The sequence below is a fragment of the Mycetohabitans sp. B46 genome, assembly GCF_037389205.1.
In the GTDB taxonomy this organism is placed as follows: Bacteria; Pseudomonadota; Gammaproteobacteria; order Burkholderiales; family Burkholderiaceae; genus Mycetohabitans.
In genome coordinates, this window is the sequence record NZ_JADBGL010000003.1 from 115,182 (window position 1) to 132,639 (window position 17,458).

The 17,458-nt window shown below is 58.2% G+C and carries 1 protein-coding gene; it reads right to left on the minus strand.

Going from position 1 to position 17,458, the window contains the following annotated elements; all coding sequences use genetic code 11:
* Positions 1 to 9 precede the first annotated feature (9 nt).
* Positions 10 to 17,385 carry a non-ribosomal peptide synthase/polyketide synthase gene (locus tag IHE30_RS04615; protein ID WP_337689254.1) on the minus strand — a complete coding sequence of 5,792 codons (17,376 nt, stop codon included), beginning with the start codon at positions 17,383 to 17,385 and terminating at the stop codon, positions 10 to 12.
* Positions 17,386 to 17,458: the final 73 nt, after the last annotated feature.

Sequence of the window (17,458 nt, forward strand, 5' to 3'; positions counted from 1 at the left end):
GATCAGTGTTTATTTCACCGTGCTTAGCTTTTGCGCAATGATGGGGCCAATTTGGGCTAACGGCTCCGGTTGCATCATCGCGCCATGTTCACAGTCAATGGCATGCATCTCAACATGGCCTTTTACGTAAGCCTGCCATGTTTCCGGATCTGGTCGATAGCCTGGTTTCTCCAATGCTGCTTTGATATGCAGCACTTCCCCTTCGAACGGAGCGCGAGGAACATAACGCTCTATCATTTGGGGTGTTTTTTCAAAGAAGTCCAACATGCTGTCAAATTGACGCTCATCTAATGCGGCATATAGGCTACCTCCTTGGCGAAGAATTTCCCGACGCTTGTCAAAATCGAGCGGCGTTTTCTCAGAACTGGCTGAATCGTATCCGGCCTCTGCAAGCAGATCGGCAAGCATGTCCTGTCTGGCAACTCGCCGCATAGGCTTAGCTTCAGTTCGAACGTAGCTATCCAAAAGTGCAAGTAAGGCAACACGTTCGCCTTTCTGTTGAAGCATGCAAGCCATTTCAAAGGCAATCAGTCCTCCCAACGACCAGCCCACCAGTTGATAAGGACCGCTAGGTTGGATACGGCGAATTTGCTCAACGTACTCCAGGGCCATTTCTTCAATCGTTTCTGGAAGGGGCCCTGGGGTCGAAAGACAGCGCGCCTGCAAACTATAAAGCGGATGCCGGCGATCGACATATCGCAGCAGTCCGGCATAGCACCAACCCAGTTCTCCCGCCGGATGGATGCAGAACACCGGGGGGCGATCTCCATGCGATCTGAGCGGCAATACGACTTGGAATAACGAGTCAAGGTCGGTCGGCTTGTCTGGCTGCTGGCACAGGCCTGCTACGGTAGGTGTTTCAAACAAGTTTCGAATGGACAACTCCAAGCCGAGTATGGTGCGGACACGGTTGATTAACCGTGCAGCCAGCAACGAATGGCCTCCTAGTTCAAAGAAGTTGTCATCGATACCGACGTGTGCAACGCCCAGCACTTCGGCAAATAGTTCACAAAGCACCTGTTCTTCAGGGGTGCGCGGCATGCGTGCTGTTGCCGTCACCGTCATTTCCGGCGCTGGCAGTGCTTTGCGATCGACCTTACCGTTTGGTGTAAGCGGTAATGCATCCAGCATCACAAACGCGGCCGGGACCATATAGTCTGGCAGCTTCTGACTCAGGTATTGTCTCAGTGCAGCGGGCGTAATAGTACCGTTTGCTGTTGCCACTAAATAGGCGACCAAGCGTTTGTCTGCTGACCGGCCATCCTCCCGTGTGATGACCGTCGCTTGTGCAACATCGGGGTGACCGGCCAGCGCTGCACTAATTTCTCCCAGCTCGATGCGCAAGCCGCGGATTTTGACTTGATGGTCGGTGCGGCCAAGATACTCGAGCTGGCCGTCTGCTCGCCACTTGGCTAAGTCCCCGGTTCGATAGAGTCGCTCGCCTTGGCCAAAGGGATTGGCGATAAAGCGCTCGGCGCTCAGCGCGGGTTGATTGACATAGCCTCGTGTCAAACCCGCCCCCGCGATATACAACTCGCCGGCCACACCACAGGGCACCGGCTGCAAATACCGATCAAGCAAATACACGCGCGCGTTGGACAAGGGCCGGCCGATCGGCACGATACCGCTTGCTTGCCGCACGGCGGCAAACCACGTGGAGGTCATCGTGCATTCGGTTGGACCATACTGATTGACCACCTGGATCTGCTCGCCCAGCGTCTGGTGCACTTGTGTGCATAAGTCCGCCTCAAGTGCTTCGCCGCTGGTCAAGATCGTGCGCAGCGTCGGGGCCGTTTGCGGGCCGTCAGCCACTTGGCAAACGCTGCGCAGCAAGCTGGGCGTGATGCTAAGCAACTTCGTGACGCCGTGCGCGTGGATCGCGCGCACGTACTGATGCGGCTCTTTGGCTTGCGCGGTGGGGATCAGCACGGTGCGCGCACCTGCCACGAGCGGGCCGAGTAGGTCACGCACCGACGCGTCAAAGGCCAGGCTGGCCACGTTGAGCACAACATCGGCCTCAGTGAGGCGGTAGTGGCGCACCAGGAAGTTCAAGTAATTGGCCGCACTGCTGTGCTGGGTCATCACGCCTTTCGGCTTGCCCGTTGAGCCTGACGTGTAGGTGATATAGGCCAGATTATGCGGCCTCACGATGCTGGTTGGCCGTGTTGAGGGCTGCGTGGCGATTTGAGCCCAACCCGTCTCCAGCATCACGGTCTGAGCCCGGGTGGCGGGCAACAGCGACTCCAGGTGAGGCTGCATCACCAATGCTGCAACTTGTGCCTCTTCCAGCATATAGGCGATGCGCTCAGCCGGATAGCTCGGATCCAGGGGCAAGTAGGCGCCCCCGGCTTTCAAAATACCCAATAAGCCCACGAGCATCTGTAGCGAGCGCTCGGCACATAGGGCCACAGTGACTTCGGGCCCTACGCCGATGGCACGAAGATGATGCGCCAGTTGGTTGGCCCGGCGGTCCAACTCGTCGTACGTCATCTGCTGCGTTTCGAATACCGCAGCGACTGCATTCGGCGTGCGTTGCACCTGTGCTTCAAATAGCTGGTGCAAGGTGGGCGCAGAGGAGAAGTCAGCGGCCGTGTCATTCCACGCTGTGAGCAGTTGGTGCCGTTCCGTGGTGCTGAGCAGTGGCAACTCGGACAGGCGCTGCGTCGGGTCGGCCACCACTGCCTCGAGCACGTTGACCCAATGCTGCCCCAGCCGCTTGATCGTCTCGGCGTCAAACAGGTCAGTTGCATATTGCAGCCAACCTTCAATGCCGTCCGATGTCTCGCCAAAGTACAGTGTCAAGTCGAATTTGGTACTAAGACGTTCCAGGTCGATCTTCTCAACGGTCAGTCCTGGTAGGGCAAAATCTGGCACGGGTATATTGAACCCATTGACCATGACCTGAAAGATTGGTTGGCGGGAAAGGTCGCGTACCGGCTGCAGCACCTCCACCAACTTCTCAAAAGGCACCGTCTGGTGCGCATAGGCGCCCAGCGTGGTTTCACGCACGCGTGCCAACAACGCGTCAAAGCGAGGATCACCTGACAGATCGGTACGCAGCGCCAACGTATTAATGAAGAAGCCGATCAATGGCTCGGCTTGGACCTGCGTGCGTCCCGCGATTGGTGAGCCCACGACGATGTCGTCCTGTCCGCTCCAGCGGCTGAGCACAACTTGGAACGCGGCGAGCAGGGCCATGTATAGCGTCGCGCCCTCACGCCGCGCCAGCGCTTTGAGTTGCGCGGCAAGCGCGGCCGGCACGTGCACTAGCACGCCATGGCCCTGTCCGCTTGGCACGGCAGGCCGCGGCCGGTCGGTCGGCAACTCAAGCGCGGCGGGCGCCCCCGACAATTGCGTGCGCCAGTAATCCAATTCCTGCTCGAGCGTTTGGTCCTTGAACCAGGCGCGCTGCCAGAGCGCGTAGTCGGCATACTGCACAGGCAGCTCGGGTAAGGGCGAATCTTGCTTTTGGCTGAAGGCCGTGTACAGCGCTTCAAGCTCCTGCATCAACACACCCATTGACCAACCATCTGAAATAATGTGATGCAGTGTCGCGCTGAGCACATGGCTGTCAGGCGCGAGCCGCAGCAAGGCGAAGCGCGCCAGGGGTCCTGTAGTGAGATCAAATGGCTGTTCAGCGATAGCTAGCAGATGACGCATGACCTCTTGTTCAGCCACCTCTTGTGGTACCAGCTCCACCGTCCATGGCGAATGGATGACCTGCACGCCGGTCCCCTCAACGGTATCAAACCGGGTACGCAACGCTTCATGACGCCGCACGATTTCACTAAGCGCGGCTTCTAACGCAGCGATATTGAGCTTGCCTGTCAAGCGCATCGCGATTGGTATCTGATACGCGGCGTCCTGCCCGAGTTGGTTTAGAAACCACAAGCGCTCTTGCGCAAACGATAGAGGTAAGGTGGCAGGACGCGTTTGCGTGGTCAGCGCTGGAATGTTGAGATCACGGCTTTGCCGCAATGCGTCGAGATGAGGCGTGAGTTCAGCAATAGTGGGCGCCTCAAGCAAAAGACGCACCGGTAATTCGACTCCCAACGCCTGCCTGACGCGAGCAGCCACGCGCATCGCCAACAATGAATGGCCTCCCAGTTCGAAGAAGTTGTCGTCGATGCCCACGCGTGGCAAGCCGAGCACTTCGGCAAACAACTCGGTTAGCGTTTGCTCCTGAGGCGAACGTGCAGCCCGGTAGCGCTCGGAAACAAAGTTTGGCGCTGGCAGGGCCTTTCGATCCAGTTTGCCGTTAGGCGTCATCGGCATGGCTTCCAGCTTCACAAATGCCGATGGCGTCATGTAGTCGGGCAAGCTGCCTTTGAGGTGGGTGCGTAGTGCGGCAGTATCGATTGCGTCATCACTGACGAGATAGGCAATCAATCGTTTCTGACCTGGCTCGTCCTCGCGTGCCACCACAACGGCTTGTTTGACATCGGGGTAGGCAAGCAACTGCGTTTCAATCTCTCCCAGCTCGACGCGCAAGCCGCGGATTTTGACTTGATGGTCGGTGCGGCCAAGATACTCGAGCTGGCCGTCTGCTCGCCACTTGGCTAAGTCCCCGGTTCGATAGAGTCGCTCGCCTTGGCCAAAGGGATTGGCGATAAAGCGCTCGGCGCTCAGCGCGGGTTGATTGACATAGCCTCGTGTCAAACCCGCCCCCGCGATATACAACTCGCCGGCCACGCCACAGGACACCGGTTGCAAATACCGATCAAGCAAATACACGCGCGCGTTGGACAAGGGCCGGCCGATCGGCACGATACCGCTTGCTTGCCGCACGGCGGCAAACCACGTGGAGGTCATCGTGCATTCGGTCGGACCATACTGATTGACCACCTGGATCTGCTCGCCCAGCGTCTGGTGCACTTGCGTGCATAAGTCCGCCTCAAGTGCTTCGCCGCTGGTCAAGATCGTGCGCAGCGTCGGGGTCGTTTGCGGGCCGTCAGCCACTTGGCAGACGCTGCGCAGCAAGCTGGGCGTGATGCTAAGCAACTTCGTGACGCTGTGCGCGTGGATCGCGCGCACGTACTGATGCGGCTCTTTAGCTTGCGCAGGGGGGATCAGCACGGTGCGCGCGCCTGCCACGAGCGGGCCGAGTAGGTCACGTACCGACGCGTCAAAGGCCAGGCTGGCCACGTTGAGCACGACATCGGCCTCAGTGAGGCGGTAGTGGCGCACCAGGAAGTTCAAGTAATTGGCCGCACTGCTGTGCTGGGTCATCACGCCTTTCGGCTTGCCCGTTGAGCCTGACGTGTAGGTGATATAGGCCAGATTATGCGGCCTCACGATGCTGGTTGGCCGTGTTGAGGGCTGCGTGGCGATTTGAGCCCAACCCGTCTCCAGCATCACGGTCTGAGCCCGGGTGGCGGGCAACAGCGACTCCAGGTGAGGCTGCATCACCAATGCCGCAACTTGTGCCTCTTCCAGCATATAGGCGATGCGCTCAGCCGGATAGCTTGGATCCAGGGGCAAGTAGGCGCCCCCAGCTTTCAAGATACCCAATAAGCCCACGAGCATCTGTAGCGAGCGCTCGGCACATAGGGCCACAGTGACTTCGGGCCCTACGCCGATGGCACGAAGATGATGCGCCAGTTGGTTGGCCCGGCGGTCCAACTCGGCGTACGTCATCTGCTGCGTTTCGAATACCGCAGCGACTGCGTTCGGCGTGCGTTGCACCTGTGCTTCAAATAGCTGGTGCAAGGTGGGCGCAGAGGAGAAGTCAGCGGCCGTGTCATTCCACGCTGTGAGCAGTTGGTGCCGTTCCGTGGTGCTGAGCAGTGGCAACTCGGACAGGCGCTGCGTCGGGTCGGCCACCACTGCCTCGAGCACGTTGACCCAATGCTGTCCCAGCCGCTTGATCGTCTCGGCATCAAACAGGTCAGTTGCATATTGCAGCCAACCTTCAATGCCGTCCGATGTCTCGCCAAAGTACAGTGTCAAGTCGAATTTCGTGCCGAACGTGTCGAAGTGAACCGGCTCAGCGATGAGCCTGGGCAAAGCCAAGTTTGATGCCGACAGATTCAGGCCATTGACCATGACTTGCACAATCGGCGCGCGTGAGAGGTCTCGTGCGGGTTGCAAGACTTCCACCAGCTTTTCAAATGGCACGGCCTGGTACGCATAAGCTTCTAATGCTGTCTCCCGCATCTGTGCCAGCAATTCGCTGAAGCGAGGATTGCCCGACAAGTCAGCACGCAAAGGCAACGTATTAATGAAGAAGCCGATCAATGGCTCGACTTGGACTTGCGTGCGTCCTGCGATCGGAGAGCCCACGACGATGTCATCCTGTCCGCTCCAGCGACTGAGCACGACTTGGAACGCGGCGAGCAGCGTCATATATAGCGTGGCGCCTTCACGCTGCGCTAGCGCTTTAAGTTGCGTGGCGAGTGCTGCCGGCACGTTCACTGCAAGGCCGTGACCCTGGCCGCTTAACACGGCGGGTCGAGGCCGGTCGGTCGGCAGCTCAAGTGCGGCAGGGATGTCCGCCAATTTTTGGCGCCAGTAATTCAGCTCCCGTTCCAGCGCCTGGTCCTTAAGCCATGCACGCTGCCAAATCGCATAGTCGGCATATTGAATAGGCAAGGGTGGCAGTGGGGAGCGCTGGCCCTGGATAAACGCGCTGTACAGTTCATTTAATTCCCGTGTGAGCACGCCGATTGACCAGCCATCAGAGATGATGTGGTGCAATAGGATGCTCAGCACATGAACATGGGGAGCAAGCCGGAGTAGTTCGAATCGCGCCAGTGGACCGGTAGCCAGATCAAACGGCTGTTGCGCAGTCGCTTGCAGATAAGGGACAAGCGCTTGCTCATTTAGCTCGCGTGGCGTCAGTGTCACCGTCCATGGCGCATCGATCATCTGCACGCCAACGCCATCGCGCGCTTCAAACCGCGTGCGCAACGCTTCATGGCGCCGCACGATTTCGCTGAGTGCAGCGCTTAAGGCTTGTACGTCCAATGGCCCCGTCAATCGGGTCGCCATCGGTATTTGATACGCGTCGCCTTGCCCTAGCTGATCCAGGAACCATAGACGCTCTTGCGCGAAAGACAAAGGCAGGGCGTCGGGCCTAGGCTGAACCGTCAGCGCAGGGATGGACAAGTCATGGTTTTGCTGCATCGCCGCGATGCGAGGGGCCAACTCCGCCACGCTTGCCGCCTCGAACAACGTGCGTATTGGGATCTCGACGCCTAACGTGGCGCGGATGCGGCTGATTAGGCGGGTCGCCAGCAGCGAATGCCCGCCCAAGTCAAAGAATCGGTCATCAATGCCGACACGCGGCAGGCCGAGCACTTCTGCAAACAACTCGGCCAGCGTTTGTTCTTGCGGTGAGCGGGCAGCGCGGTAGTGCTCAGAGACAAAATCCGGTGCGGGTAGCGCTTTGCGATCGAGCTTGCCGTTGGGCGTGAGGGGCAAGTTGTCTAGCAGCACCATGGCTGCTGGCACCATGTAGGCCGGCAGCGTAGAGGCTGCGTAACGACGAATGTCCGCAAGCTGATCGAGCTTGGCGGGGTTATTCGCATGGGCGCCAGGCGCCTGGTTAGCCAGTGCGGGTGAAGGTAAGTACAGGTCGGTGAACGCAGCGTTGGCCGCTTCGCTGGCCTGAACGAGCAAGATATCCATGTACGCTTGCGCGTCGCCTGACCAAGTTGCGGCAACCCAATAGCCACACGCCTGGCCCAGCGTATGGAAGTCGTCGGGCGTAAGCCCGTCTGCCCGCGTGCTACCGGCTTTGAGCCGATGCTGGGCGGTGGCGATATCGCAGCCGCGCTCGAGCGCTTGCATCGCCTCAATTTCCCGTTCCAGGCGTGCGTTAGGCACGCCTACGATACGCAGGCGCGCGGGACGCTGCGTGTTCAAGTGGGCTTTCAGCGTGTCGAGATCGGCGAGTTGTTGGCCCCAGTACAACTGCGGCGCTTGAGCGAGCGAAAGCGTTTGAACAGGCTCTGCCGCCTGTTTATGCAGTACCACATCGTAGCGGTAGCGGCTTAGCTCATTTTCATATTGGCCCAGCTTGAGTTGAATATCGACCGCGGCGATGGTGTCAATCGTGTGCGGTAGTGCACTAAAAAATGCTGGCGCGAGCAGCAGTTCTTTTTCTGCGAGTAATGTCTGCTCGATACGTCGACGTAGAGTGGATGCGTCGTCAACGGCAGGATTGGCTTGATGCAGCTGTACGGCGCTGACAAAACAATGTAGCAGGTTGAAGTTGCGCACGTCGCCAACAAAGACCACGCCACCGGGCGCAAGCAGTGTCATGGCTTGGCGCAGTACGTCTTGTAGATAGCTGACATTGGGAAAGTACTGCGCCACCGAGTTGATCACGATGGTGTCGAAATAGCCTGACGGCAGCCCTTCGGTGACGTGAGCAGCCTGTGTGCGTAATTCCACGCGCGACGCTAATTCTGGATAGTGCGTCAGTTGTGTCCGGAGTGCCTCGATAGTGGGCATCGAAAAGTCCGTGCCCCAATAGGCTTCGCAATGCGGAGCCAGATGGGCGAGCAGCAGGCCGCTGCCCACACCGATTTCCAATAGCCGTCGGGGTTTGAGCGTTTGAATCCGTGCGACCGTGGCTGCACGCCATGCCTGCATGTCGGATAGGGGGATTGGGCGTCCGTCATAACTGCTGTCCCAGCCGACGAAATTCTCGCCAAACGCACTGGAGAGGTGGCTGCCGTAGTGGGTATCGTAGATCGTCTGCCATTCGCCGACTTGGCGCTCTTCAGTGGCGGCATTACGTTCAGCAGTCGTTTTGTCGAGCGTGACATAGCCAACTAGCTGCGCGTGGCCTGGGCGGTCTTCGCGGGCAATCACCGCCGCTTGGGCGACGGCTGGGTGGCGACACAGCACGGCCTCGATTTCGCCTGGCTCGATCCGGAAGCCGCGCAACTTGACTTGATGATCGGCACGGCCGAGGAAATCGAGTGCCCCATCTGTTCGCCAGCGAGCCAAATCGCCGGTGCGATACAAGCGCGCGCCTGCCGGGCCAAACGGCGCGGCAATGAAGCGTTCAGCCGTTAATGCGGCACGATTGAGATAACCACGCGCGAGCCCGATACCGCCAATATAGAGTTCACCCGACACGCCGACTGGCACCGGCTGTAGATGGTCGTCTAAGACGTACAACTGGGTGTTGTCGATCGGCTGGCCAATCGATGACGCGACTTCGGCCACAGTCTCATCAGGTAAAAACCGTCGCATCGCCGCGCACACCGTTGCCTCGGTTGGCCCATACGCATTGGTCATCTGCCGTGCTTGCGACCACTGCTCGACAAGGTGCGGTGGGCAGGCTTCGCCAGCCACAATCAAGTGTGAGCAGGTGGACAAGCTGTCGGCGGGCAAGGCAGCCAACGCGCTGGGCGGCAAGGTGACGTGGGTGATCGCTTGGTCTGCTGCAAGCTTTGCCAACGCGTCCCCCGGCAATAATTGCTCCGAGCGTCCTAGGACCAACGTGGCGCCTGATAGCAGCGACATGCACAATTCCCAGAAAGCGGCATCAAAGCTCAACGACGCAAACTGCAGGACACGGCTGTGCGGACTCAGCGAAAAGCGCTTGATTTGGGCAGCGGTTAAATTATGGCTGCCGGCATGCGTGACCACAACGCCCTTCGGTTTTCCGGTCGAGCCGGATGTGTAGATGACATACGCGGGATGACGGGCAGTGAGTGGCCGGTGACGCTGGCTGTCGCTCGGGTTGGATTCGGAGAATTGCGTTAACGCGGCGCAGACAGCCGGATTATCCAAATGGAGAACCGCAGTGTACTCATCGGGTAAGCGCTTAGCGCTCGATGTGTCGGTGAGGGCGCGCTTGGGCTGCGCATCCGTTAGCATGAAAGCCAATCGTTCGCACGGATACTCCGGGTCGAGCGGCAGATAGGCCGCGCCCGCTTTCAAAATACCCAGCAGGGTGCTGATCATGTGCGGTGAGCGGGGTAGCGCTACGGCAACGATATCCTCTGGACCAATGCCCTCGGCAATTAAATAATGCGCAAGGCGGTTGGCTCGGGCGTTCAGTTCAGCATAGCTGATATGTTGATCTTCGAAGATCAGTGCGATGGCATCAGGCGCTTTGGCCACTTGTGCCTCGAATAGCGCGGGCAGTGTGGCTTCGTAGATTGGTTGCGCCGTATCGTTCCAACCGTTGAGCAGTTGCTGCCGTTCGGTTGCCTCCAAAAGATCGATTTGACCAATTGGTTGCGCAGGCGCGTCGGCGATGGCTTCCAACAGGCGAATGAAGCGGCGGGCCAATCTGTCCACCGTGTCGCGATCAAACAGGTCAGTCGCATATTCGATCAGTCCTTCCAGCCCTTGCGCGCTGCCATCTGGACTTGTTACTTCATCAAAGCTGAAAAATAAGTCGAATTTGGCGGTAAAAGTATCAATGGGCTCGGGGACCAAACGCAGGCCAGGCAGCTCGAATGGCTGCACAGCCGTGTTTTGTAAGACCAATGAGACTTGAAAAAGGGGATGATACGCGGTCGAGCGCGTGGGGTTCAGCCGTTCAACCAGTTGCTCAAACGGTGCGTCCTGATGCGCATAAGCCGCCAGGCAAGTCTCGCGGGCTTGCTTCAGCAATGCATTAAAGCTTGGGTTACCTGACGTGTCGGTGCGCAGTACCAAAGTATTGACAAAAAAGCCGATGAGTTCGTCCAGCGCTTCGTCGGTACGTCCCGCGATGGCGGTGCCGATTGGAATGTCGTTGCCTGCGCCAAGACGGGTCAGTAATGCTGCCAACGCAGCTTGCAATACCATGAACAGGCTGGCTTCATGTGCACGCGCGAGGGCTTGCAATTTGCCGTGCAGTGCAGCATCGATCCGCATGGCGACATAGTCGCCGTGGTAGCTGGCCACGGGCGGCCGTGCCCGGTCAACCGGTAGCGCTATGTGCTCTGGCAGACCGGCCAATGTTCGCTCCCAGTACGCGAATTGACGGCCAATCATGCTATCCGGATCATGCTCATCTCCGAAGATCGCTTGCTGCCATAGCGTATAGTCGGCATATTGCACAGGCAGTGGCGCCCAGGCCGGTGTTTGGCCCTGGAGCCGGGCCGCATAGGCGCGGCCCAAGTCACGGGCCAGTGGTGCCATTGACCAGCCATCGCCAGCGATGTGGTGCAACAGCAGCAACAGCACATGCTCCTGTGCATTGAGCCGAAACAGCCACGCGCGCAGCGGGATTTCGTGGGACAAGTCAAAAGAGTGGACTGCCGCTTGGGCTAGCCTTTGTGACAGCGTTTCTGCTGTCACCTGAACGGTCTCCAGGGTGAGCGAGGCGGCTTCGACAGCGATGATCTGCTGCGTGGCAACACCGTTGATCTCTTGGAAGACAGTGCGCAAGCTTTCATGGCGGGCTAGCAGGTCATTTAACGCGGCCTGCAGAGCGTGTGTGTCCACCGTGCCAAACAAGCGTAATGGCAACGGCATGTTATAGGTAGCGCTGGGCCCCTCGAACTGGTGAGTAAACCATAAGCGGCGCTGCGCGAACGATAACGGTAGCGTGGCGGGGCGTGGCTGTGGACGCAGAGGCGGCCGGGTGAGCGCGTTAGGTGTGAGGCGCTGAGCCAAACTGGCGACAGTGGGGGCTTCAAACAACGTGCGAATCGCGATGTCGATGTCCAACGCAGTGCGAATGCGGCTGATCAAACGCATCGCCAGAAGTGAATGTCCACCCAGGTCAAAGAAGTTGTCGTCGATGCCGACGGTATCCAAGTCCAATACCTCAGCAAACAGGTCAGCCAGCAGCGTTTCGGCTGCGGTGCGTGGGGCCTGAGCGCTGCTCGAGCTAAAGTCGGGAGCCGGCAACGCTTGGCGATCAATTTTGCCATTCGCTGTCAGCGGCAGCGCATCGAGTTGGACGAATGCGGCCGGCATCATATAGCTGGGAAGTATCTGGCCAAGATAAGTCTTCAGCTCGACGGGCGTGATCGTGTGGCCAGCTGCCGTGACCCAATAGGCGACAAGCTGTTTATTCCCAGGACGGTCTTCGCGCAAGCTCAGCGTGGCTTGGGCGATACCTGGATACTTGGCCAACACGGATTCAATCTCACTGAGCTCAATACGGAAGCCTCTGAGCTTGATTTGATGATCAGCACGACCAAGATATTCCAATTGGCCATCCGCGCGCCAACGCACGAGGTCGCCCGTTCGGTAAAGCTGAGTCCCCTGTTCAAACGGATTAGCAACGAAGCGTTCGGCCGTCAGATCGGGTCGGCCCAAATAAGCCCGTGCCAGTGCCGGTCCGCCAATATACAGCTCGCCGGTGACGCCAATGGGTACTGGCTGTAATGCTCGATCGAGCACGTAGACGCGCGTATGGGCGATTGGTCTGCCCAGCGGTGGTGTCTCAGACGCGGCTAGCGGGGTTGCGGGCCAAGCCAGCGCATTAATGACACCTTCAGTCGGGCCATATAAGTTATGAAGTGCTGCGTTCGGGAAGGCTGTCTGGCACGCGTGCAACACAGCGCTTGACAGTGCTTCAGCGCCGCATAGGACCAGCCGCAGATGTCGGCAGTCGGCCGCGCTTTCAGTGGCGCAAAGCTGCTCGAGCATGGCTGGAGTAATGTCAATCACGCTAATATGTTGCTGTGCCATCAAAGCGGCAAGACGGCTTGCGTCCATCTGTATGGTCGGATCGGCCATCACCAGGGTGGCACCCGCCATCAACGGGAGGAATATTTCTTCTATGGACGCGTCGAAGCTGAGCGAAATTTGCTGCAGGCAATGATCGTCCGATCGTAATGACAGTAGCTGTTGTCCCGCATGCAGACGGCTCGACACAGCGTAATGGTCGACCATGACTCCTTTGGGCCGGCCAGTGGAGCCTGACGTGTAAATTACGTATGCCAGATGATGTGGGCTGGCGCCGCTTTGTGGCGCATGGTGCGGCTGGGCGGCGATACGTGCCCAGTCGGTATCGATGCGTACCCGCTGTGCCTGTATGTCGGGCAGTTGTGCTTCAAGATGCGATTGTGTGATGAGTACCGGGACGTTCGCATTGCCCAGCATATAGGCAATCCGCTCGGCGGGATAATTTGGATCGAGCGGCAAATAGGCTCCGCCTGCCTTTAATATGCCCAGCACGCCGACCAGCATGTCGATAGAGCGTTCAATGTACACGCCGACGATCACTTCTGGGCCCACGCCGAGTGTACGTAGATAGTGCGCTAACTGGTTCGCGCGGGTATTGAGCTCGTAATAGCTACACTGCTGTTGCCCGAAAACAATCGCCACGTGGTGTGGCGTTTTTTCAGCCTGGGCCTCAAATAATTGGTGCAGCATTTGAGCTTGCGCACTGCCGATAGCGCCATCGTGTGCCGGGGACGATGGCGTTGCGCTCCACGTCTCAAGTAGCAGTGTTCGCTCGTTAGCTGGCAGCACGTTCAACTGCTGGATGGGCAGATGAGGTGTGTGCTCGAGTGCCGCAGCCAGGCTTTCCAATGCCTGTTGCATATAGCCACATATCTGATCGGGATCGAGCGGTTGCACGGCTTGGGCAGTCAGTCCCAGCGCGTGGCCACGGTCTTCCACCGACAGTCCAAGTGGGTAATTGTCACGCTCTTGGGTGCCCAGGAATTCGATGCCGGGCGTGGTCTGGATCTCGCTAGGCAAGAGCCCTTCGTGCACATAGTTCAGCAGCGCGCTGAACAGTGGTGTACCGGCGGGTACGCCGCTACAGCGTTGCGCGAGTCCCAGCGACGCATGTTCATGTTCGAGCAGGGTGGCCAGGCGAGCATGCGTGTGACGCACGCCGTCTTGAACGCTGTTCTTCAGATCCACACGCAGCGGTAGCGTATTGATGAACAATCCCATGGCGCTGTCAGCGCCGTCGCCTGCTTGCATGCGACCGAATAACACGGTGCCGAATACCACTTGCTGCTGACCAGTGACGCGCGCGAGTACCTGCGCCCAAGCCAGATGGCATAAGCTCGCTAGGCTCACGCCCAGTTGTTTGGCTTGTGCGCGCAGTCGATTATTCAAATCCTGCGGCAGCATCCGGTGCGACTCGGTAACATGCGTGCCGTCACGATGCACGTCGGTCAACCCAAACGGCAACGTGGGCTCGTCCACGTCGGCAAGCATCTCGGTAAAGAAGCGCGCATGCTCACTTTCGCTCATGCCTAGGCGCGCTTGCGCTACGAGATTGCGAAAGGGTCGCGCAGGCGGCAACGCGTCGCCTCGTCCTTCGAGGAAAGCCTGGACTTCGGCTTGCATAATCTCCTGTGTTGCATGATCACCGATGAGATGATGTAGCAACTCGAGCAGCACCCAGCGACCATCGCTATCCTGGGCGACGACGAAGTGAAGTAGGGGGGCTTGAGTTAAATCAATCCGATATTGACTAGGATCGAAGCGTCGTAACAGTTGCTCGATGACTGGCCCATCGTCCGGATTCAATTCAAGTTCAGTAACGGTCAGCGATGCATGACGCCAAACCACCTGAGCGGGGACGGACAGTCCATCCCAAATGAAAGCGGTGCGCAAAATATCGTGGCGATTAACCACCTGCTGGACCGCCTCCAGATAGCGATCCAGCAATTGCCGATTGGCAAAAGCCATTTGGGTGGTCAGCAGATACGGATCCCGGTCAGCCGCAAGCAAATGGTGAAACAGAATGCCATCCTGCAATGGAGACAATGCATAGATATCCTGGATATTTGCCACGCCTGACGGCACCTGTGCGACGACCCGGTCAATGTCAGCCTGAGTGAGTTCAATGAGCGGCAGTAGCGCAGGTGTCAGCGTCGTGGTGTCGGGCGTAATGCGATTGGGCGGCACAACCACTTCCCGGTGCTGACCCAGAGATTGCGCCAATACGCTGAGCGTAGGGGCTTCAAAGAGCGCGCGTACGCAAAGTGTCAGGCCAACGCGGCGCAAGCGGTCGATCATTTGCACGGCGAGCAGCGAATTTCCGCCCAATGCAAAGAAGCTATCGTGCCGGCCAATGTGCGGTAGACCCAATAATTCAGCCCAGATCGTCGCCAGCGCCGTTTCAGCTTCACCTTGCGGGGCTTCATATGCTTGACGTGCAAAGGCGTCGGCGTGTGGCTCGGGCAATGCCCGGCGGTCAAGCTTGCCGCTCGGCGTCAGCGGGAACGCATCTAGCCGCACGAATGCGGCAGGCACCATGTACTCGGGTAAGCTCGCCAGCAGATGCTCGCGCAATGTGTTGGCAAGTTGTTCACCGCATTCAGCTACGACATAGGCAATGAGTCGCTTGGCACCGCCGTCGCCCGACGCCAGCACGGCGGCATCACGTACTTGTGGATGTTCGCGCAAACGCGCTTCGATTTCGCCTGGTTCAATTCGAAAACCGCGGATCTTGATCTGGTGGTCATTGCGCCCGAGGAACACCAGATTGCCGTCAGGTAAATAGCGGGCCAGGTCACCAGTTTTGTACATGCGGGCGTTTTTAGCACCGCAGAATGGATCCGTGACGAAGCGCTCGGCGGTCAATTCGTCGCGATTCAGATAGCCGCGTGCTACACCCACCCCGCCAATGTACAACTCGCCTACGGCACCCAGCGGCACCGGTTGACCGTGCGCATCCAGTAGATAAATTCGCGTGTTGGCCAGCGGCCGACCAATCGGAACCCATTCGCTGTTGAAATCTTGCAAACCACGCCAAACGGTTGAGCAAATGGTCGTTTCAGTGGGGCCGTAGGCGTTGAAGACCACCGCGCCTTGACGAACCAAATTTCGCAGCAGCGTCGCACTGGGGGCTTCACCGCCTAAAATCAGCGTTATAGGTGTGCTCAAATGCGGTAAATCGTCGCCTGCCTGCAGCAGTGCGGGGGGAATGTCAGCGTAGGTGATCGCATGCTTTTCCAAATAACGCCACAGTTCAGTGCGATCATGGCGTGCTGTATCGGGCGGCAAATACAAGCTTGCCCCACTATTCAATGCGATGAACGTCTCGGACGTATTGACGTCGAAACCGAGCGAAGCAAATTGCAAGATCCGACTGAATGGACCAATGCCGAAACAATCGATCTGAGCCTGAACAAGGTTCACGACACTGCGATGTTCGACCATCACACCCTTAGGTGTGCCGGTCGAGCCGGACGTATAGATCACGTAAGCCAGATGGCTGGAAAGCAGTTCGGCCACATGCGGATTGGTCGCTGCACGTTCTGGCAGCACATTAGGATCGAGTACGGTCCGTGATGAGAGCGCCGCTTGTCCCAGTGCCGCTTGACCTGTTGCATCGGCCAGCACAAGTTCGGGCGCCGAATCGGTCAAGATATGTGTCAGGCGTTCAGAGGGATACGCTGGATCGAGTGGCACATAGGCGCCGCCTGCTTTCAAAATCGCAAGTAAGCCCACGATCATCGCCGGTGAGCGTGCCACGCACAAGGCTACGCGCGTGTCCGGTTGAACACCCAATTCAATCAGCCGGTGCGCGAGGCGGTTGGCTTGCGCATTCAGCTTGGTGTAAGTGAGCGCCTGATCTCCGTTAACTAACGCAATGGCGTCCGGTGTACGCTTGACTTGCTCTTCAAAAACTTGATGAATACATTGATGTGCCGGATAAGGTGTCGTTGTGGCATTCCAGGTGTCAAGCAATGTGTCGCGTTCGGCCGGCGACAGCAGATTCAACTTGCAAACGGGCATTTCGACGTTGTCCGATGCTGCGTCGCATAATGCTTTTAAATGCTCACTGATGCATTGAACTCGGCGTGCATCCATGCGATGGGCATCATAGACCCAGCGAAAAGCGCCATCGCCTTTGACCTGAAGCGTCAGCAAGGCGCCACTGGCCTGCGTATCAAAGGCAAGCTGTAATGGTGCTTCATCGGAGAGCACGGACACGGCGACCTGCCAGGGGCGTGCTGCACGCAGCACCGGTAGGTTACGTAAAGTAGGATGTCGAACAACCAAATCGCGAAAAAATGTAGGGTGCTGTTCAAGCCGTGCGTATTCTGCTTCGATGGCGTGACAAACCGAGGCAAAAGGCTGGTCTAGGTCCACCGAGATTTCCATCGGCACAACAGGCGATAGATCAGCAAGCGTTTCTGGCCTGTCGTTGGTTTCACTGACGCGCCAACCGATCTGAAATTGTGCTTGTTCGGTCAAACGGGCTAGATAAATCGCCAGCACGCTCAGCAACACCGTTAGTGGCCGCTTCGGCTCGCTTTTTTCCAGCAAGGGCGAACACCATGCGCTGATCGCCCATTTAGGCTCAAATCCATTTTCACCCTTTTCAAAGGGTAGGGATAAAGGCTGCAGGCGAGCTAGCCGCTCCTGCCAGAACGATTCACTGGATGCGAGCGCCTTGCGAATGTCCGGCGCCCCTCCATTGTTACCTTGACCGTCGAGCAGAGATGGATGATTCGCGTCGTTCTCGATAAGGTGGTCGAGTTTAGCCGTTTGATCGTTCATATCGATGCTCTGCTGCAAAGGGGAGAATAGAGGTAAACAGATAAGCTGCCGCTTTTCTTGGCATTCAATAACC

Bases quoted from the DNA above. Each gene is read 5' to 3' on its own strand.
- IHE30_RS04615 (WP_337689254.1), bottom strand. From the start codon at position 17,385: ATGAACGATCAAACGGCTAAACTCGACCACCTTATCGAGAACGACGCG.